General features: G+C 72.1%; 19 protein-coding genes and 1 pseudogene. 16 read left to right on the forward strand and 4 right to left on the reverse strand.

Translation table 11 applies throughout. The features are described 5' to 3' along the window. The first annotated feature begins 331 nt into the window (after positions 1-331). Positions 332-1,159, forward strand: coding sequence for an amidohydrolase family protein (locus tag MVA48_RS02445; protein ID WP_256461155.1), 828 nt, complete (start codon positions 332-334; stop codon positions 1,157-1,159). A 54-nt stretch (positions 1,160-1,213) separates the two neighbouring features. Here MVA48_RS02445 and MVA48_RS02450 read toward each other — a convergent pair whose 3' ends face one another. Both MVA48_RS02450 and MVA48_RS23920 read right to left on the reverse strand, forming a co-directional pair. Further along, entirely contained in the window at positions 1,214-1,987 is a 774-nt protein-coding gene (locus MVA48_RS02450; RefSeq protein ID WP_246985411.1) for a GntR family transcriptional regulator, read from the reverse strand. Positions 1,988-2,249: 262 nt separating this feature from the next. Further along, a pseudogene (locus MVA48_RS23920) lies at positions 2,250-2,651 on the reverse strand (carboxymuconolactone decarboxylase family protein); the annotation flags it as partial. A gap of 93 nt (positions 2,652-2,744) precedes the next feature. On the opposite strand from MVA48_RS23920, the gene MVA48_RS02455 reads away from it, so the two are divergent. The 13 genes from MVA48_RS02455 (at position 2,745) to MVA48_RS02515 (ending at position 13,698) form a co-directional block, all read left to right on the forward strand. After that, positions 2,745-4,088, forward strand: a complete 1,344-nt coding sequence (locus MVA48_RS02455; RefSeq protein ID WP_246985413.1) for an aromatic ring-hydroxylating oxygenase subunit alpha — start codon at positions 2,745-2,747, stop codon at positions 4,086-4,088. Continuing rightward, complete coding sequence (locus MVA48_RS02460; protein ID WP_246985415.1) at positions 4,085-4,645, forward strand: aromatic-ring-hydroxylating dioxygenase subunit beta; 561 nt, start codon at positions 4,085-4,087, stop codon at positions 4,643-4,645. The genes MVA48_RS02455 and MVA48_RS02460 overlap by 4 nt, the downstream gene beginning before the upstream one ends. Before the next feature lie 73 nt (positions 4,646-4,718). Then, positions 4,719-4,988, forward strand: coding sequence for a hypothetical protein (locus MVA48_RS02465; RefSeq protein WP_246985417.1), 270 nt, complete (start codon positions 4,719-4,721; stop codon positions 4,986-4,988). Further along, positions 4,985-5,533, forward strand: a complete 549-nt coding sequence (locus MVA48_RS02470; protein ID WP_246985419.1) for a hypothetical protein — start codon at positions 4,985-4,987, stop codon at positions 5,531-5,533. The genes MVA48_RS02465 and MVA48_RS02470 overlap by 4 nt, the downstream gene beginning before the upstream one ends. A gap of 58 nt (positions 5,534-5,591) precedes the next feature. Beyond that, positions 5,592-6,614 carry a dihydrodipicolinate synthase family protein gene (locus MVA48_RS02475; RefSeq protein WP_246985421.1) on the forward strand — a complete coding sequence of 341 codons (1,023 nt, stop codon included), beginning with the start codon at positions 5,592-5,594 and terminating at the stop codon, positions 6,612-6,614. Next, entirely contained in the window at positions 6,611-7,612 is a 1,002-nt protein-coding gene (locus MVA48_RS02480) for an ornithine cyclodeaminase (protein WP_246985423.1), read from the forward strand. Before MVA48_RS02475 ends, MVA48_RS02480 begins: the two co-directional genes overlap by 4 nt. Before the next feature lie 30 nt (positions 7,613-7,642). After that, positions 7,643-8,494: a cyclase family protein gene (locus tag MVA48_RS02485; RefSeq protein WP_246985426.1), complete on the forward strand. Its 852-nt coding sequence runs from the start codon at positions 7,643-7,645 to the stop codon at positions 8,492-8,494. 6 nt (positions 8,495-8,500) lie between these two features. Beyond that, positions 8,501-9,388: a carbon-nitrogen hydrolase family protein gene (locus tag MVA48_RS02490; RefSeq protein WP_246985428.1), complete on the forward strand. Its 888-nt coding sequence runs from the start codon at positions 8,501-8,503 to the stop codon at positions 9,386-9,388. 11 nt (positions 9,389-9,399) lie between these two features. After that, positions 9,400-10,386 (forward strand): VOC family protein, encoded by a 987-nt coding sequence (locus MVA48_RS02495; protein WP_246985430.1) that lies wholly within the window; start codon positions 9,400-9,402, stop codon positions 10,384-10,386. Between the two features lie 38 nt (positions 10,387-10,424). Further along, positions 10,425-11,852 (forward strand): NAD-dependent succinate-semialdehyde dehydrogenase, encoded by a 1,428-nt coding sequence (locus MVA48_RS02500; protein WP_246985432.1) that lies wholly within the window; start codon positions 10,425-10,427, stop codon positions 11,850-11,852. Positions 11,853-11,889: 37 nt separating this feature from the next. After that, on the forward strand, positions 11,890-12,084 hold the full coding sequence (locus MVA48_RS02505) for a ferredoxin (RefSeq protein WP_246985434.1): 195 nt from the start codon (positions 11,890-11,892) through the stop codon (positions 12,082-12,084). Beyond that, positions 12,081-13,277, forward strand: a complete 1,197-nt coding sequence (locus MVA48_RS02510) for an NAD(P)/FAD-dependent oxidoreductase (protein WP_246985436.1) — start codon at positions 12,081-12,083, stop codon at positions 13,275-13,277. The genes MVA48_RS02505 and MVA48_RS02510 overlap by 4 nt, the downstream gene beginning before the upstream one ends. A gap of 25 nt (positions 13,278-13,302) precedes the next feature. Further along, on the forward strand, positions 13,303-13,698 hold the full coding sequence (locus MVA48_RS02515; RefSeq protein WP_246985438.1) for a RidA family protein: 396 nt from the start codon (positions 13,303-13,305) through the stop codon (positions 13,696-13,698). Positions 13,699-13,705: 7 nt separating this feature from the next. Here MVA48_RS02515 and MVA48_RS02520 read toward each other — a convergent pair whose 3' ends face one another. Further along, a complete protein-coding gene (locus MVA48_RS02520; protein ID WP_246985440.1) occupies positions 13,706-14,683 on the reverse strand; it encodes a zinc-binding dehydrogenase in 978 nt (325 codons plus the stop codon). A gap of 36 nt (positions 14,684-14,719) precedes the next feature. Between MVA48_RS02520 and MVA48_RS02525 the strand changes: the two genes are divergently transcribed. Continuing rightward, the gene (locus MVA48_RS02525) at positions 14,720-15,910 is read left to right on the forward strand and encodes an MFS transporter (protein ID WP_246985442.1); all 1,191 of its coding nucleotides are present in this window, start codon (positions 14,720-14,722) and stop codon (positions 15,908-15,910) included. Positions 15,911-15,919: 9 nt separating this feature from the next. Beyond that, a complete protein-coding gene (locus MVA48_RS02530; RefSeq protein ID WP_246985444.1) occupies positions 15,920-16,876 on the forward strand; it encodes an NAD(P)-dependent oxidoreductase in 957 nt (318 codons plus the stop codon). Between the two features lie 202 nt (positions 16,877-17,078). On the opposite strand, the gene pgi is transcribed toward MVA48_RS02530, so the two are convergent. Continuing rightward, the gene (pgi, locus tag MVA48_RS02535; protein WP_246985446.1) at positions 17,079-18,725 is read right to left on the reverse strand and encodes a glucose-6-phosphate isomerase; all 1,647 of its coding nucleotides are present in this window, start codon (positions 18,723-18,725) and stop codon (positions 17,079-17,081) included. Positions 18,726-18,771 lie beyond the last annotated feature (46 nt).

The raw sequence follows: 18,771 nt of genomic DNA on the forward strand, positions 1-18,771 counted from the left end.
GGCGGCGCGTTGGTCCGCTCGGCCGGGGCGCCGGCGATGCCCGACGCCGGCGTGGTGGTGGCGGGGGGCCGCGTCGTCGCGGTGATTCCGGCCGCCGACGTGCCCGGCGACGCCGACGCCGTCGACCTGCGCCCGCTGACGCTCGTCCCGGGGCTGGTCGACGCCCACGCGCACCTCGGCTTCGACGGCTCGCTGCGCTGCGACGCGGTCATGCAGGAGGGCAGCGACGACGAGCTCGCCCGGCTCTGCGCCGAGAACGCCCGCGCCTACCTGCGGCACGGGGTCACCACCGTGCGCGACCTGGGCTGCCGGGGCCGAACGGTCAGCCCGGCTGCGCGACGCGATCTCGGCCGGGGAGGTGCCCGGCCCGCGGATCGTCGCGGCCGACGCGCCGATCACGATCACCGGCGGCCACTGCTGGTACATGAGCGACCAGTGCGACACCGAGGCCGAGGTGGCGGCGTCGGTCCGGGCGCACGCCGAGGGCGGCGCCGACGTGGTGAAGGTGATGCTCACCGGCGGGTTCCTCCACCCCGAGGGCGACACACCCCACCGGCCGGTCTACGACGAGCCGGTGCTGCGGGCGTTGGTGGGCCAGGCCCACGAAGGGGGGATGCGGGTCGCCGTGCACGCGCACGGGGTCGACGGGATCCGGCGTGCCGTCGACGCCGGCGTGGACACCGTCGAGCACTGCACGATGACGACCCGCGGAGGGGTCCGGTACGACGCCGCCCTTGCGCGGCGCATCGCCGAGGCGGGGATCGTCGTCGTGCCCACGCTCAATCGGCGGTGGCTCGACGACGACCTGCCCTGGACCACCAGGGACGTGGCGCTCGACGTCCTCCGGCGGCTCCGGGAGGACGGCGTGCGGCTGGCCGTCGGCACCGACTGCGGCATCGACGGCGTCGGGCACGCCGACCACCTGTGGGGTCTGCGCACTCTCGTCGCCTCCGGCATGACGCCGTCGCAGGCGTTCGCCGCCGCCACCGAGACCGGGGCCGAGGCCTGCGGGCTCTCGGGCGAGGTGGGCCGGCTGGAACCGGGCTCCAGCGCAGACCTGATCGCGGTACGGGCTGATCCGCGGTACGACCTCGACGCGCTGGCGGAGCCTGCCGCGGTCATGACTCGGGGAGCTCTGGTGCACGAAGTCCGGCCGTGACCCGCCCTCCTGGGTGGAGCGCCGGCCAGGGCCGCCGGACCTGCCGGTGCGGGATCAGTCGTGGCGGACGACGTGGAAGCGCACGTACCGGTCGTCGACGTGCACCTCGCTCATGGCCACCGGTTCACCGCTGACGCTGTAGTGCGTCTCCATCAGGCGCATGAAAGGGGTGCCGTCGGCGATTTGCAGCGTCGTGCCGGGGGCCGGCGCCACCGCCGGGATCAGCTCCACGACCGTGTGGTCGATCTCGCGGCCGGGCCACGAGCGGCTGAACTCGAAGATGGAGTCCTGCACCGGAACGTCGCCGCCGGCGACGAGTTGCTCCTGGAGCGACGGCGCGCAGTAGTGCAGCGGGATCTGGTCGGAGATGTAGATCGCCGGGTGACCGTCGGCCACGAAGGTCTTCGCGCTGACGATCACGGTGGTGTCCCGCGGGATGCCCAGCATCCGGACGGCGGCGTCGTCGGCGTGGTCCCGCACCCAGTACCGCTGGTCGACCTGCACCTCGTCGTGCCGTTCCAGCAGCAGACCACGGAACCCGATCAGGCGCTGGAGCACGATGCTCTCGCGTCCCACGTGGGCGCGGACCATCGTGCCGCGGCCGGGCGCCCGGCTGAGCACGCCGAGGCGCTCCAGGGACTGCAGAGCCGCTCGGATCGTGGTCCGGCTGACGGCCAGCTGCTCGGCCAGCTCCGGCTCCGGTGGCAGCCGGTTGTCGGGGAACTGACGATTGAGGATGGCGTCGAGCAACGCGTTCGTCGTCCGGCCGGTCAGGGAGCCGGTGCCGACCCGCTGCAGAGGGGCGGTGAGTTGCGGTTCGGTGGTCACCGTGCGGACTCCAGGGAGAAGGGCGAACTCTCGCCCGCCGGCAGGGGGTGCGCCAGACACGGAGGGAGAGGGCCAGCAGGTCGTAGTAACCGACCAGCACGACCAGCTCCGCCAGCGTCTCCCGGCCCAGCCGCTCCTCGGCGGTTCGGAACTCATCGTCGCCGAGGTCGCCGTCGGTCGCCAGCAGGCGGGTGGTCCGGAGGAGGACCGCCTCCTCGGCGGAGAGCGACTCCGGGGTGCCGCCCTCCTGCATCGCGGCCATCTCGGCGTCGGTGAGCCCGGCCCGGCGGCCGACCCGCTCGTGCGCGTACCACTCGAAGTCGCTGCGCCGCAGCGCGGCCAGCGCCAGGATGGCGATCTCCCGCGCGCGGTCGCTCAACGACGTGCGATACCGCACCGCGGCACCGAGATCCTGGAGCGCGTGCCCGACACCCGGGCTGACCAGCATGGCGTTGAATGGGCCCTCCAGGCGCCCTTCTGCGTCGGTGAGCCGGAACACCTGCGGCCCGGCAGCGCGGGGCCCTCCGGCGATGGCGTCGTACACCGCGCGCCGGTCCGCGTCGAGATCATCCGGCGTCGGCCAGGGTAGACGTCCGTGCATGGGAGCCCTCTCCTTCACGTGGTCTGGCATACATACCATCTTCAACACCCGCATGGAGACCATCCCGGGTCGCTACAGTCGGACGCGTGGCTCTTGCGCTCTGTATGACAAGGGACAAAGATGAGGCCAGGCTTATTCCGCGCGAAGGGAGTCCTCATGTCGATCACCCAGACGGGGCAGCCGCAGGTGGCAGTCGCTCGTCGCAGTTGGGGGGACGAGGAGGTCTTCCAGCGTGAGATGGCCACCATCTTCCGCCACTGCTGGCAGTACGTCGCGCACGAGAGCGAGATCCCGGAGCCGGGTGACTACGTGCTGCGCAAGATGGGGCGCGACCCCGTCATCGTCGTCCGCGACGAGCACGGCCAGGTGCGGGTCCACCTCAACACCTGCCGGCACCGCGGGGTGCCGCTCTGCCGCGCCGACAGCGGCAACGCCTCCCACTTCCGCTGCAGCTACCACGGCTGGACCTACGCCAACACCGGCGAGCTCCGCGGCGTCACCTACCAGGCCGACGTCTACGGCAAGGGCGGCCTGGACAAGAAGGAACTCCCGCTGTTCTCGCCGGCCCAGGTGGACAGCGAGCTCGGCTTGATCTTCGCCACCTGGGACGCTGAGGCGCCGTCCCTGCGCGAGTACCTCGGCGACATCCTCTGGTACCTCGAGAGCATTATCGGCAAGCACCCGCAGGGCATGGAGGTCGTCGGCACACCGGTCCGCAACATCGTCCGGGCCAACTGGAAGACCGAGGGCGAGAACCTCTCGGGCGACGGCTACCACACCACAGTGACGCACGCCTCGGCGTTCGACCTCGGCCTGTTCGCCACCACCAAGGACCTGGTCAAGCTCGCCGACGAGGTCGCACCCAAGTTCACCGGCCGCACGGTTACGACGGACAACGGGCACTCGATGCGCATCCAGCGGCTCCCGCTCAAGGGGCTGCAGGGCAACCACTACTTCGGCTACCCGACGGACATGTGGCCGGCGTTCGACGAGCGGCTCGACCCCGCTCAGCAGGACCTGATGTCCTGCCTCTCCGTGGGCCACGGGTCGGTGTTCCCCAACATGTCGTTCATCGAGAACTTCAAGACGAACGTCGACGGGCCCGACCTGCACGCCCGCTACTTCCGCATCACCGTCCGCTACCCGATCGACGCCACCACCAGCGAACAGCTGTGGTTCTTCCTCGCCCCCAAGGGCGCCGACCCGGAGTGGGCGCGGCTGTCCCGGCTGGCCTATCTGCGCACCAACGGTCCGTCCGGCCTGTTCGAGATCGACGACACGGAGAACTTCGTCGGCATCTCCGAGGCCAGCGTGGGCGACGTGTCGCGCACGCTGCCGATCGTCCTCGAGGGCGGCAAGCACCACCCGGAGGCGTCGGCGGAGCTGGGCTGGCCCGGCTCCGTGGTCGAGGGCGACAAGACCGAGCGGACCATCCGCAACTTCCACCGCCGCTGGGCGGAGGTCGTCGACCTCGACGCCGTCGAGGCGGTGGCCCGATGAGCGCCGAGGTGGTGGGCTCCCGGGCGGAGGTGAGCCGCCCGCGGCTGGGCGACGCGATCCTCGTCTCCGAGATCAGCCAGTTCCTCGCGTTCGAGAGCGAGCTGCTCGACGACCGGAAGTGGCACGAGTGGATGGACGTCGTCGCCGACGACTTCACCTACCAGGTGCCGACGCCCCGCACTCCGGACTCCCCGTTCAAGCCCCACTACGACGACCGCAGCCTGCTGATCGACGAGTCGAAGTGGTCGATGTCCACGCAGTGGTTCCGCCGCTTCGACGCCGACATCTACGAGACCGCGTGGGGCGAGAACCCGCCGGTGCGGTTCCGGCACCTGGTCACGAACGTCCGCGTGCGGCTGACCGACGACGCGGACGTGTACGAGGTCCGATCCAACGTCGCCCTGGTCGGCACCCGGCAGTCCGATCCGCCGAAGTACATCACCGGTGAGCGCACCGACCGGATCGAGCGCCGCGACGGCGAGCTCGTCCTCGCCCGTCGATGGGTCGTCCTCGACCAGGTCGTCATCGACTTCCCGCAGCTGCGGATCCTCCTGTGAGCGAGCTTGCGAGCTCACCGATGGGCACAGCACGGCCCGGCACAGGGTCGACGAACGCCAGCGAGGAGGACCTGTGACGGCCCCCGACGGCCATGACGGGCAGCAGCCGACGATCGTCATCTCCAACGAGTTCGCCGCGGTGACCATCCGCAAGGTGACCACCCGGAACGGCGAGCGGCTGGAGATCCGGTCGATGGGCCACGACCAGGCGATCAAGCTCGACGCGCTGGCACTGGAGGCGCTGACCTGGTCGACGCCGCTGGAGGTGGGCAAGGGCCTGGAGACCCCCCTCGGCCCCGACCCGAGCCAGCCCCACCCCTCCGCTGGCGAGGAGGGCCGATGAACTGCCTGCTGGTGGGCAACCCCGGTGGCACGACGGCCGACGTCGCCCGGGCGGTCGTCGAGGCCGCTCCGGAGCAGCCCGTGACCCTGCTCTCCGACGACACCGACGGGCTGCTGCGGCTCCTCGGCGAGCCGGGCTTGAGCGGCTGCGAGTGCCTCTGGGCGGACCCCGCCGTGCCGGCCACGGTCGACGACGCGCTCGTGCACCGGCGGCTGCTGCACGGCAGTCCCGAGGTCGTCGTGCTCGTCGTCGACCGAACTCCCGAGGACGGTGGCAGCGCCTGGGCGCTCGGCGAGCTCCTCGTCGCGCGGCTGACGCGAGCGCCCCTGCTCGTCACCGGCCTGGCCGCCGCCGCCCTGGCCCCCCGGGTCGCCGCGGCCCTGTCCGAGCTGACCGACGACGGAGCCGTAAGGCCGCCGTGCGCCGTCGTCCCCGGGAACGACCCTTCCGAGGTGCTCCGCCGGGCGGCGGATCTTCTCCGCTCCGTGGCGGTGCCCCGGAACGACCCGGCAACGCCGCTGCTCTCCGGCCACTGCGGCCACTGAACCCCGCTCATCGAACTCACCGACGAGCTCCGCCCCCTCCCCCGATCAGAGGACGACCATGACGAAGTACGCGCCGGGCGAGGCCCGCGCCTGGGCCCTGGAGTCGCTGCGCGGCTGCTGCGGCTGCGTGAGCCCCACGTTCACCAGCGACCTGAGCGGCCTCAACGAGGCGGCGATCCGGCACGACGTCGCGCTGGAGAAGCAGCACGGCATGACCGGCGTGCTCATCGTCTCCGAGGCCGGCACCACCGCCGAGGAGATGCGGCGCTTCACCGAGATCGTCGTCGACGAGGCCGGCGACGACCTCGTGACCGTCCTGCAGGCCAGCCAGCCGACCCTGGCCGACACCGTCGCCTCGGCTGAGCACGCTGCACGGGCCGGCGTCGACCTGGTCATGCCCTCGTACCCGCTGTACTTCAACCCGGAGAGCACCGACGAGGTGCTGGCGTTCACGAAGGCCGTCGCGGACGCCGCGGACCTCGGCGTGATCATCTTCGCGATGGACCAGTGGAACTTCGGCCGGCTGCACGCCGCCGGGTTCTCCGTCTCGCTGCTCGAGCAGATGGTCGACTCCATCCCCCAGGTCGTCGCGATCAAGAACGAGGTCGGGGGCCCCGGCGTCGGCGGCATCGCCGCGGTGTTCGAGCGATTCAACGGCGAGGTCGTCGTCACCGACCCACTGGAGTTCAACGCCCCGGCCTGGATCGCCAACTACGGCATGCGGTTCATGGGCACCTCCAACTACGAGACGTTCGGGCCGACAGTTCCGCAGATGTTCGAGCTGCTCTCGGACAAGGCGACATGGGACAAGGGCATGGAGCTGTACTGGCAGATCGCCCCGGCCCGCCGCGCCCACGCCGCGGTCAACACCCCACTGGTCGCCAACAGCGGCCTGGTGCCGCGCATGCACTGGAAGTACCAGGGCTGGCTCATGGGTTACAACGGCGGCCCGATCCGGCAGCCGCACATGCGCATCAGCGCCGCCCAGATGGGCACCCTGCGCACCGCCGCGGTGAAGTCGGGTCTGGACGTCACGGCCGACGACGACGTGCTCTTCTACGCCGGACGGAACCCCCGATGACCGCGGTGGACGCCGCAACCGACGTCGACGCCCCGCAGGTGCGCCTGCTGTCCGGCGCTGACGTGGACGCCCTGGCCACCGTCGAGGTCGGCCTCGCGGCCGCCGAGGACGCCGCCCGGCTGGTCACCGGCGGCCGGATCACCACCGGCCGCGTGCAGGTGAACGGCCCCGTCGCCTGGATGCGCATCCTCGCCGGCACGATCAGCGATCTCGACCTGCTCGGGTACAAGGAGTTCCACCGGGTCGGCCAGCGGGTCAAGTACCACGTGCACCTGTTCCAGGAGTCCACCGGGAATGCACTCGGCATCGTCGACGGGCGCCGCATCACCAGCCTCCGCACCTCGGCCACCGCGGCCGCCGCCGTCCGGCACTGGGCCGGTTCCGAGCCGGTCCGCGTCGGCCTGATCGGGTCGGGGGAGGAGGCCCGCGAGGGCCTGCGGGCCATCGCCGGTGCCGTGCCCGTGCACGAGGCCGCCGTCTTCAGCCCGACCCCAGCCAACCGGGCGTCCTTCGCCCGCCAGATGAGCGCCGAGCTCGGCGTGACGGTGCAGGACGTGCCCGCCCAGGCCGACGCGATCGCCGGGTGCGACGTCCTCTACGTCGCGACCTCCTCGCACCACAACGCATTCCTCCACGCGGCCGACGTGGCCGACGTGGGCCTGGTGGCGGCCATCGGCTCGACGCAGCCGGTGCACCGCGAGCTGTTCGGCGACGTCTTTTCCGCCGCCGACCGGGTCGTGGTCGACACCCCCGACGCCACGCACGAGTCCGGGGACTGCATCGAGGCGGTGGAGGGCGGCTGGGACGCCGGGTCGGTCACCCTGCTCGGCGACTACCTCGGCAGCCCGGCCGGCGACCGCTCGGACCGGACCGTCTTCAAGAGCATCGGCAGCGTGGAGCAGGACCTGGTCCTCGCCCACCACCTGCTGCGGGCCGCCGAGGAGCAGGAGCGGGGCGCCGTCGTCGACCCCGTGGGTTCCCTCCGGATCATGCGCTGACCTGGCATTCCTACCCACTGAAGGAGCACCGTGAAGATCGTCGACCTGACGCACACCTGGGGGATCCACACGCCCGGCTGGGTGGGCTATCCCGGATCGAAGATGTACTACACCCAGAACCTGCAAACCAACCAGATCGTCTCGCAGGCGATCGAGACCTCGCTGCACAGCGGCACCCACCTCGACGGGCCGTTGCACGGCACGGACGGCGGCCTCGACATGGCCTCGCTGCCGCTGACCAAGCTGATCCACGAGGGTGTCGTGGTCGACGTCTCCACGCAGGTCGGTGACTGGGACATCATCAAGCCCGAGCACATCACCTCGCAGGTGGAGGTGAAGAAGGGCGACATCCTGATCGTGCACACCGGGTTCCACAAGTACTACCAGGGGCAGCCGCAGCAGGACCTGGTGCGCTACTTCACGATGCACCCGGGCGGGGGCATCGAGCTGGCCGAGTGGATGGCGGACATGGAGATCCGCTGGTGGGGCATCGACGCCGGTTCCGGCGACCACCCCATGAACACCACGATCCGCAACATGCGCCCCGACCTGCTCAAGAGGTTCGAGGAGCACGTGGGGATGCCCTACCTGAAGTTCTTCGGCGGCGAGTACGAGTACACCCACCACCTGTCGGGCCGGAAGATCACCAGTGACATCTTCCCGATGCACCACCTGGCCTTCCAGAACGGGGACGGCTGCATCCACGCCGAGAACGTGGGCGGCGACATCGAGCAGGTGCTCAACCAGCGCTGCGTCATCGGCGCCTTCCCCTGGAAGATCGAGGGCGGCGAGGCCTGCCCCTGCCGGATCATGGCGTTCTTCGACATCGGCACCAACGAGGTCGTCGAGGGCCTCGGCGACGTGCTGGCCGCAGGGAGCTGACACGCGATGGCGCGACTGGGCGTCGGCCTCGCGCAACTGGAGTGCGTGCCGTTGGACGTCGCGGAGAACACCGCGCGGACCACGGCGGCACTGCGGACGGCGGCTGCCGTGGGCGCTGACCTCGTCGTGCTGCCCGAGCTCGTCGCGACCGGCTACGTCCTGGACCGCGAGGCCCTCTGGGCCCGGGCGGAGAGCACGGCCGAACCCGGCTGGGTGCTCTCCGCCTGGGCGGCCGAGGCGCGAGCCCTGGACATCACCGTCGTCGGCGGGTTCGCCGAGCGGCACGGCGACCGGCTGTTCAACTCCGTCGCCGTCGTCGCGCCGGACGGGACGATCGCCGGCACCTACCGCAAGCTGCACCTGTTCGGCCGGGAGCGCGAGGTCTTCGCACCCGGCGACCTGGGCCTACCGGTGTTCGACGTCGGCGGGATCCGGCTGGGGGTCGTCGTCTGCTACGACCTGCGGTTCCCGGAGGCCGTCCGCATTCACGCGCTGCGCGACGTCGACGTGGTCGCGGTGCCGACCTGCTGGGTGTCCGGGTTCGACGTCTCGGTGCCGGTCTCGCCGACCGCCAGCATCGGCCAGGTCGACGGGGCACTCGTCCAGGGCAACCTGAACTCGGTGTTCCTCGCATGCGCCGACCAGGTGGGCGCTGCCGATCCCTTCACCTTCCTCGGGCGCTCGGTGCTGGTCGACCCGTACGGTCGCCCGGCGCTCGGCCCGCTCGACGCGATCACGCCAGACGTCCGGGTCGTCGAGATCGACACCGACACGGTGCGCGCGGCCCGGCACCGAGGGCCGGGCATCTCGCCGCTCGAGGACCGGCGCACTGACGTGTACGGCGACCTCCTCGGCTACCGCGAGCCGGCCCTGCAACAGACCCCGATCGGCTAGGAGACACCCAGATGACCGCCATGCTGCCCAACCGGCCGGCCCCCGACGCGGGCCCGCAGCCGGTGACCCCGCGGCCCGCCGGGGAGTGCCGCATCACCCACGTCCGGTACGTCGGCCTCGGCGTCGAGGACCTCGACTCGGGCCTCGGCTACTACCGCGACCTGTGGGGCCTGACTCCCGATACCGTCGACGGCGACCTCGCCTTCCTGGCCGCCGACGGCTCGACCGACCCCTACGCCCTGCGGTTGCGGCGCACCGAGGAGAACCGGGTCGACCTGGTGTCCTTCGCGGTGCGCTGCACCGCCGACGTCGACTGGTACACCGAGAAGCTGCTGGCCGCCGGTGTGCAGCTCGTGGGCGAGCCGGGGCGTCTCGACGCCCCGGGCGGGGGCTACGGCGTCCGCTTCCTCGACCCCGTCGAGGGCCGCACGCTGGAGATCTCGGCCGACTGGCGGCCGCGCAAGGCCCGGACGGTCGGCGAGGGCGAGCACGTGCCCACCGGCCTGTCCCACATGGTGATGAACAGCGCGCGCATGCCTGAGCTGGTCACCTTCTTCTCCGACGTCCTCGGCTTCTTCCAGAGCGACTACCTGGAGGACGTCATGGTGTTCATGAAGGGCGACACCCCGGCGCACCACCAGTTCGCGATCAGCACGAACGATCACGCCAACCTCAACCACATCGCCTACGAGACGCGCGGCATCGACGAGTACATGCGCGCGGCCGGCAACATGATGCGGTCGGGGCAGGAGATGGTCTGGGGCCCCGGCCGGCACGGCCCCGGGAGCAACACATTCGCCTACTTCCAGGACCCCAACGGTTTCGTGGCCGAGTACACGACGGCACTCGAGGACATCGAGGACCTCGACCGCTGGCAGCCGCGGGTCTGGCAGCGGGTCCCGGCGCAGTCCGACCAGTGGGGCACCGCGTGCGTGCGCAACCCGAAGCCGTTCATCGGTACGCCCGACCCCGGCCTCTGGACCCCGCCGCCGGTCTGAGCTGAGCCCCTTCCCACTGATCGTCCGAGGAGACCCTGGTGAAGCTCTTCACCGACCTGTTCATCGACGGCACCTGGCAGTCCGGTTCCGGCCGGGTCGCCGTGCGCGACCCGGCGACCGGTGAGGTCATCGCCGAGGTGGCCACCGCCGGCGAGGCCGACTGCGACGCGGCCGTCGCTGCCGCGCACGCCGCGCTGCCCGGCTGGGCGGCCACCCCGGCCCGGGAACGGGCGGAGATTCTGCGCCGGGCCTTCGAGCTGCTCACCGCGGAGGCCCACGACTTCGCCGAGCTCGTCACCCGCGAGAACGGCAAGGTCCTGGCCGACGCCCGGTCGGAGGTCACCTACGCCGCCGAGTTCTTCCGCTGGTTCTCCGAGGAGGCCGTGCGGATCGTCGGGGACTACCGAGCCGCGCCCGGCGGTGACAAGCGCATCCTCGTGACGCACGAGCCCGTGGGCGTCTCGGTGCTGATCACGCCGTGGAACTTCCCGGCGGCCATGGCCACGCGCAAGATCGGCCCCGCTCTCGCCGCAGGATGCACCGTCGTCCTGAAGCCGGCCACCGAGACGCCGCTGACCGCGCTGGCGATGGCCGACCTGCTGCAGCGGGCCGGGGTACCCGACGGTGTGGTCAACGTCGTCCTCCCGGTGCCCGTAGGGGCGCAGGTCAACCGGATGCTGCACGATCCGCGGGTCCGCAACCTGTCGTTCACGGGATCCACCGAGGTCGGCCGGGTGCTGCTGCACTCGTGCGCCGACACGGTGGTCCGGGCCTCGATGGAGCTCGGCGGCAACGCCCCGTTCCTCGTGTTGGAAGGGGCCGACGTCGAGAAGGCCGTGGCCGGCGCGATGGTCGCCAAGATGCGCAACGGGGGCTCGGCCTGCACGGCGGCCAACCGGTTCTACGTCCACCGCTCCCTCGCCGAGGCCTTCACCCACCGGCTGGGGGAGGAGATGAGGGCTCTGCGGCTGGCGCCCGGCCTGGAGGAGGGCGCCCAGCTCGGCGCGCTCGTGTCGACGGTCGAGCGCGACAAGGTGGCCGCGCTCGTCGACGACGCCGTCGCCGCCGGAGCTCGCCCGGTGGTCGGTGGCGTCGTCCCCGACGGGACCGGCGCCTTCTACCCGGCGACCGTCCTGGCCGACGTCGACGCCGGCGCCGCGCTGCTGGAGCACGAGATCTTCGGTCCGGTCGCTCCGGTGGTCGTCGTCGACGACGAGGACGAGGCGGTGCGCCGGGCCAATGACACCGAGTTCGGGCTGATCGCCTACATCTTCGCCGCCGACGACGCCGCCGGCACCCGGGTGGCCCACCGGCTGCAGACCGGCATGGTCGCGGTCAACCGCGGGGTGGTGTCCGACCCGGCCGCACCCTTCGGCGGGATGAAGCAGAGCGGTCTGGGCCGCGAGGGCGGGTTCGCCGGGATCCACGAGTTCCTGGAGACCAAGTACATCGCCACGGACCTCTGACGTCCGGCGCCGCTAGAGCACTGAGAGGAACACCCGCATGAAGGTGTCGGTCGACCAGTCCGTCTGCCGCGAGTACGCCAACTGCATCGTCGAGGCCCCGGACGTCTTCGACCTCGAGGAGGACTCCGGCAAGGTGGTCGCGCTCGTCGTCGAGCCGGATCCGGCGCAGTTCGACGAGGTGCACGCGGCCGCGGCGGCGTGCCCGGTCCGCGCGATCACCCTGCACGAATGAGCACGGCCGCCGGCGCGCACGTGGTCGTCGTGGGCGGCGGGCTCGTCGCCGCCACGCTGACCCGCGAGCTGCGCCGCCTCGGCCACACCGGGCCCATCACGATCGTCTCCGACGAGGCGGAGGTGCCCTATGACCGCCCGCCGCTGAGCAAGCAGGTGCTGGCGGGCACCGTGACGCCGGAGGAGACCCGCCTGCTCAAGCCCGCGGACCTCGAGGACCTCGACGTCACCCTGCGGCTCGAGCAGCCGGCCGCGGGCCTGAACCCGGTGGCGCGCGAGGTGGAGCTGGCCGACGGCGGCCGGCTCGGGTACGACGTCCTCGTCGTGGCCACGGGCAGCCGGGCCCGCCGGCTGCCGACGGTGCCGGAGCTCTCGGGGGTACACCACCTCCGGTCGCTGGACGACGCGACCGCCATCGCCGAGGCACTGCCCGGCGTGCGGCGCCTGGTGGTCATCGGGGCGGGTTTCATCGGCCTGGAGGTGGCCGCGGTCGCCCGCAACCGCGACATCGAGGTGACGGTCGTGGAGACCGCGGCCCGGCCGCTGAGCCGGGTGCTCGGCGAGGACGCCGGGGAGGTGGTCATCGAGCTGCACGAGGAACGCGGCGTCGAGGTGCGCTGCTCGGCCACCGTCGTGGAGGTGCGCGGGGCCGACGGCGTCGAGGGCGTGCTCCTCGACGGCGGGGAGTTCCTGCCCGCCGACCTGCTCCTGGTCGGCGTCGGCGCGGTGCCCAACACCGAATGGCTGGAGGGCTCCGGGATCGAGATCGACAACGGCGTCGTCTGCGACGACCGGGGGCGGACCTCGCTGCCGCACGTCTACGCGGCCGGGGACGTCGCACGGTGGCGCAACGCGCTCACCGGCGCGCACGCACGGGCCGAGCAGTGGCAGAGCGCCCTGGAGCAGGCATCCGTCGTCGCCGACGCCGTGACGGGCGGCGGGCGGGTGTGGGACACGGTGCCCTATTTCTGGTCCGACCAGTACGACCGCAAGCTGCAGTTCTGCGGTGCGGCCGGGCCGGTGAGCGAGCGCCGGGACACCGCACGGGGACCGGTGGTCCTCTTCGGGGACGGCGACGAGCAGCTTGTCGGTGTGCTCACCGTCGGCAACCCGCGCGCGCTCGCCCAGGGGCGGCGGCTGGTCGCAGCAGGAACCGCGTGGCCGCAGGCCCAGGAGTGGCTCGCCGGTCTCTGACCGGCCGGAGATCGAGGGAACGCCCATGAGGATCAGCGCCGGATCGGTGCCGGAGGCGCCCCGGCCGGGGATGTTCAGCAACGCCCGTGTGCACGGCGACCACTTCTTCCTGTCCGGGATGCACGCGGCCGGGCCGGACGGGCCGGTCGGCGGGGACGATCCCTACCTGCAGGCGAAGGAGACGTTCCGCCGCATCCGTGTTCTCACCGAGGCGTGCGGTGCGGCGATCGACGACATCCTCGTGCTGCAGGTGTTCCTGACCGACATCGACGAGAAGTCCGCGGTCAGCCGGGCCCGGGCCGAGGTGTTCTCCGGCGACTTCCCGTGCTCGACGCTGGTGCAGGTCGCCGGGCTGGCCGATCCGGGGGTCAAGGTGGAGATCGAGGCGCAGGGAATCCGGGGGAGCGCGTCCGGGGACTGAGCCCGGGTCAACCCTTCGGTCGCAGCAGCAGCTTGCCGACGCTGCTCCGGCTCTCCATGAGGCGGTGCGCCTCGGCGGCCTCGGTCAGCGGCAGGACCGTCACCGGCGCCACGGTCAGCGCACCTGCCCGCGCCCGGGCCAGCACGTCCTCGGCGCGGGTACGCCAGGTGGCCGCTTCGCCGGCGAAGTGCTTGCCGGCCGTGCGGGTGACGACGTAGGAACCGGCGCCCAGCGAGCCGGCCGGGAGATCAGGGATCGGTCCGGCCGCCGTGCCGAAGAGCACCAGCCAGCCGCGCGGCCGCAGCATGCCGAGCGCCCGCGGAGCGTCCGGGCCGCCGTTGCCGTCGAAGACGGCGGCGACACCGTCGGGGACAACCGCGCGCACCGCGGCGGTCAGGTCGTCGCCGTCGTCGACGAGCACCTCGCTCGCGCCGGCGGCGCGCGCCGCCTCGACCTTGGCGGCGGATCCGACGACACCGACGACCCTGACCCCGGCCGCGACGAGCAGCTGGGTCAGCAGCGTGCCCACCCCGCCCGCCGCGGCCAGCACGACGGCTGCGTCGCCTGCCCCGAGCGGGGCGGTGTCCGTGGCGAGGTACTGAGCGGTGACCCCCTGCATCAGCAGGCCGGCGGCCTGTTCGTCCGGCAGGTCGTCCGGCACGGGCACGAACCAGTCCGCGGCACCGACGACCGCGCCGGCGTAGCTGCCGGTGACCTTCGACCACGCGACGCGGCGCCCCACCAGGTCGGCGGGTGTGCCGTCGCCGCCCGCCGCCACGACACCGACGCCTTCGACGCCGGGGATGCCGCTGGCCGGGAGGGGCACCGCACCGGTGCGCTGCATGACGTCCCAGTAGTTGACGCCCGCGAGCGTCACGTGCACGAGGAGCTCGCCGCGGCCGGGTTGCGGCGCCGCCTGGTGCCCGGGGGACAGGGCGCCCTGCTCGACCAGCACGCGGGGGATGGACGAAACGGCCTCCGGCATGACCCAAGCCTGTCATACATAGAGCAGACTGCCGGCGTGGGTCCGCGACGGCTGTCGGCAGAGGTCGGCTTCTGGGCAACCGCGGGCGCCCTGCTGGTCGTCATGGCGGTCGGTACCGCCCCGGCGGCGCTGTGGCCGCTGTACCAGGTGGCCGATGGCCTGTCGGACACGGTCATCTCGGTCCTGGCCGGCGCGGTGGTGATCGGCGCGACCATAAGCTTCCTCGCGCTCGGGCACCTCTCGGACCGCTACGGCCGCCGCCGCGTGCTGGTCCCGGCCGTGCTGACCAGCGCGAGCTCCGTCCTGGTCATGGCACTGGTCCCGACGGTCCCTGGACTCCTGACCGGCCGGATCCTCACCGGCGTCGGGCTGGGAGTCGTGGCGCCGACCGCCACCGCGTACCTCCTCGACCTGCACCGGCTCGCGCGGCCGGCCTCGGGGAGCATCCGCCGGCCGGCGACGGTGGCCACGGCGGCCAACCTCGGCGGGCTGGCGGTGGGCCCCGTCCTCGCCGGCGCGCTCGCCCAACTCTTCCCGGCTCCGCTGGTCCTGGTCTACGCAGTGCTCGCGGTGGTGCTGTGCACGTCGGCGCTGCTGCTCGTGCGGTGCCCCGAGACGGTGACCCCCGGTCTGGTACGTCGCGCCCGGTTCGACCTGCGTCCTGGAGCCGGCGTCACCTTCTGGGGAGGCGCCACGGGGGGCTTCGTCAGCTTCGCGACGTCGGGCGCTCTGGGAGCTCTCGGAGCCGTGGTCCTCCACGACCAGCTGGACGTCAGCTCGACGCTCCTCTGGGGTGCGTCGATCGGGCTCGTCCATGCCACCTCGGCCCTGGCGCAGATCGCCGCCGCGTCGTGGAGCACCGGGCAACTCTTCGCCGTCGGTGGCAGTCTGCTGGCCGGCGGGCTGGCGCTGATGGTCACGGCGCTCGCCGACCCCAGCGTCTGGCTGTGGTTGGCCGGGTGCACCGTGACGGGGGCGGCGTGCGGACTGCTGTTCAAGGCGGCGCTGGTGACCAGCACGCTGGCGGCGCAGCCGTCGGGTCGCGCCGGCGTCCTCGCCGTCTTCTTCACCACCGCCTACCTCGGTATGGCCAGCGGCGGAATCGTCTTCGCCCTGCTGCGCGAGTGGACCACTCCGACGACGGCGCTGGCGTGGCTGTCGGCCGGCCTCTGTGCCGTGGCCCTCGCCGGCGCGCTCGCTGCGGCCCGTCGGCCCGCCGGACCGTAGGGTCGGGGCATGCAGGGACCGCTGACGGGAGGCGACGTCGTCGGCCCCGACGAGACGCTCACTGTGCTCCTCTCCGAACGGTCGCTGGCCGATCGCCTCGCGGCGCTATCGCCGCGCGTGCGGGTCGAGGTGGTGGCACCGGAAGAGCTGCCCGGGAACGGGGCGGAGCGGGTGCAGGTTTGGATCCCGCAGGCCCGGGCGCGCGCCCCTGAGCGCGACTTCTTCTCCCCGCTGCCCCGCCTGAGGCTGGTGCAGCTGCAGAGCGCCGGAGCCGAGCACTTCGCCCGTCGCCTGCCCGACGGCGTGGCCCTTGCTCGCGCTCGCGGCGCATACACGCCGGCCACTGCCGAGTGGGTCCTCGCCGTGACGCTGGCCGCCCAGCGGGGGATCCCCGGCTTCGTCCGGGACCAGGATGCCCGCGTCTGGTCTCCCGGGGTGCGGCGCTCGCTCGTGGGGGCGCGGGTGGTGGTGGTGGGCGCCGGTGACATCGGGCGCGCGGTGGGCCGGATGCTCGCGCCGTTCGATGTCGATCTCGCCTACGTGGCGCGGTCCGCGCGCGAGGGGGTGCACGGCGTGAACGAACTGCCGGCGCTGCTCGCGGCCGCCGACGTCGTGGTGCTGATCGTGCCGGCCACTCCGGACACCACCCGCATGGTCGACGCGGCCTTCCTCGCCGCCATGCCCGACGGAGCCCTGCTGGTCAATGCCGCCCGGGGCGTGGTCGTCGACACCGACGCCCTCGTGGCCGAGCTGGCATCCGGCCGGCTGCGCGCTGCGCTCGACGTCACCGATCCCGAGCCGCTCGCACCGGACCACTCCCTCTGGAGCGTGCCGAACCTGCTGCTCACCCCGCACCTTGCCGGCACGGTGCCGGCGACCCGCAGCCGGGTGGAGGCTGTAGTCACGGACCACATTCGGTGCGTGCTCGAGGGGCGGCCGCTTGTCGGCCTGGTCGACGCCTACTGATGGAGTGGCGTCGGCCCCGAGAGCGACGTTGCGCCACGTCTCGAAGAGAGCGGTTCAGTACCGGCACAGCAGGATCGCGCTGGTCGAAGGGCGCACATCTCCCCTTGTCGTTCCACCTTCACGAGTCCATACCGGGTCGCCGCCGGGCACGTGCCGCGCACCGCGGGCCCCGCGTCCGTGGGCGTCCGGTGACTGATCGGCGTCAGGCCGGGCGGCCCCGCTCGGTGCGCAGGTAGCGGACCAGGGCGTTCGTCGACGGGTCCGAGTCGTACGCGGGTGCGCCCTCGCTCTGCAGCTTCGGCGCCAGCTGGTTGGCCATCACCTTGCCCAGCTCGACGCCCCACTGGTCGAAGGGGTTGATGCCCCAGACCACGCCCTGGGTGAAGACCCGGTGCTCGTAGGCGGCGACCAGCTGGCCCAGCGTCGACGGCGTCAGCTTCGGTGCCACGATTGCGTTCGACGGGTGGTTGCCGGGCATCACCTTGTGCGGCACGACCGCCTCCGCCGTCCCCTCGGCGGCGACCTCCTCGGCGGTCCGGCCGAAGGCCAGCGCGCGGGGCTGGGCCAGGAAGTTGCTCAGGAACAGGTCGTGCATGCCGTCGAGGTCCCTGTCATGAGCGAGGGAGTTGGGCTGGGCGAACGCGATGAAGTCGGCCGGCACGAGGACGGTGCCCTGGTGCAGCAACTGGTAGAAGGCGTGCTGGCCGTTGGTCCCGGGCTCGCCCCAGACGATCTCGCCGGTCGGCACGTCCACCGGTGATCCGTCCAGCCGCACCGACTTGCCGTTGGACTCCATGCACAGCTGCTGCAGGTACGCGGGGAAGCGGGCCAGGTACTGCGCGTAGGGCAGGACGGCGGTGCTCTGCGCGCCGAAGAAGTCGATGTACCAGACGGAGATGAGCCCGAGCAGCGCCGGCAGGTTCTCCTCGTACGGCGCCGTCCGGAAGTGCTCGTCCATGGTGTGGAAGCCGTCGAGCAGTTCGCGGTAGTTGTCACGGCCGATCGCCACCATCAGCGAGAGCCCGATGGCCGAGGTGAAGGAGTACCGACCACCGACCCAGTCCCAGAACCCGAACATGTTCTCGGTGTCGATGCCGAAGTCGGCCACCTTGGCGGCGTTGGTCGAGACGGCGACGAAGTGCTTCGCCACCGCGGACTCGTCCCCACCGAGACCGTCGAGCAGCCAGCGGCGGGCCTCCCGCGCGTTGGTCAGCGTCTCCTGGGTGGTGAAGGTCTTCGACGCGACGATGAACAGCGTGGTCGCCGGGGCGAGGTCGCGGGTGGCCTCGGCCAGGTCGGTGGGGTCGATGTTCGAGACGAACCGGAAGGTCAGCGAGCGGTCGGAGTAGTCCCGCAGTGCGAGGTAGGCCATGGCCGGGCCGAGGTCCGAGCCGCCGATGCCGATGTTGACCACCGCGCGGATGCGCTCGCCGGTGTGCCCGGTCCAGGCTCCGCTGCGTACCCGCTCGGCGAAGCCGGCCATCCGGTCGAGCACCTCGTGGACGTCGCGCCGCACGTCCTGGCCGTCGATCTCCAGGCCGCCGGTCGAGGGGTCGCGGAGGGCGACGTGCAGGACGGCGCGGTCCTCGGTGGTGTTGATGTGCTCACCGCGGAACATGGCCTCGGTGCGCTCGCGGAGGCCGGCCCGCTCGGCGAGGGCGACCAGCAGGCGCAGCGTCTCGCGGGTCAGCCGGTTCTTGGAGTAGTCCAGGTACAGCTCGCCGGCGCGGCAGACGAGCTCGTCGCCCCGCGCCGGGTCCTCGGCGAAGAGGTCCCTCAGGTGACGCTCGCGCACCTCGCGGTGGTGCTCGGCCAGTGCCTGCCACTCCGGGCTCTCGGTGATCCCCACCGCTCCACCTTCTCGCAACGGGCCGCGGTGGGCGACAGCGGGCTCA

Source organism: Blastococcus sp. PRF04-17 (assembly GCF_023016265.1).
GTDB lineage: Bacteria > Actinomycetota > Actinomycetes > Mycobacteriales > Geodermatophilaceae > Blastococcus_B.

Coding starts and splice junctions, on each gene's coding strand:
- MVA48_RS02455 (WP_246985413.1), top strand. CDS start 2,745: ATGTCGATCACCCAGACGGGGCAGCCGCAGGTGGCAGTCGCTCGTCGC.
- MVA48_RS02460 (WP_246985415.1), top strand. CDS start 4,085: ATGAGCGCCGAGGTGGTGGGCTCCCGGGCGGAGGTGAGCCGCCCGCGG.
- MVA48_RS02470 (WP_246985419.1), top strand. CDS start 4,985: ATGAACTGCCTGCTGGTGGGCAACCCCGGTGGCACGACGGCCGACGTC.
- MVA48_RS02475 (WP_246985421.1), top strand. CDS start 5,592: ATGACGAAGTACGCGCCGGGCGAGGCCCGCGCCTGGGCCCTGGAGTCG.
- MVA48_RS02480 (WP_246985423.1), top strand. CDS start 6,611: ATGACCGCGGTGGACGCCGCAACCGACGTCGACGCCCCGCAGGTGCGC.
- MVA48_RS02490 (WP_246985428.1), top strand. CDS start 8,501: ATGGCGCGACTGGGCGTCGGCCTCGCGCAACTGGAGTGCGTGCCGTTG.
- MVA48_RS02495 (WP_246985430.1), top strand. CDS start 9,400: ATGACCGCCATGCTGCCCAACCGGCCGGCCCCCGACGCGGGCCCGCAG.
- MVA48_RS02505 (WP_246985434.1), top strand. CDS start 11,890: ATGAAGGTGTCGGTCGACCAGTCCGTCTGCCGCGAGTACGCCAACTGC.
- MVA48_RS02510 (WP_246985436.1), top strand. CDS start 12,081: ATGAGCACGGCCGCCGGCGCGCACGTGGTCGTCGTGGGCGGCGGGCTC.
- MVA48_RS02515 (WP_246985438.1), top strand. CDS start 13,303: ATGAGGATCAGCGCCGGATCGGTGCCGGAGGCGCCCCGGCCGGGGATG.
- MVA48_RS02520 (WP_246985440.1), bottom strand. CDS start 14,683: ATGCCGGAGGCCGTTTCGTCCATCCCCCGCGTGCTGGTCGAGCAGGGC.
- MVA48_RS02530 (WP_246985444.1), top strand. CDS start 15,920: ATGCAGGGACCGCTGACGGGAGGCGACGTCGTCGGCCCCGACGAGACG.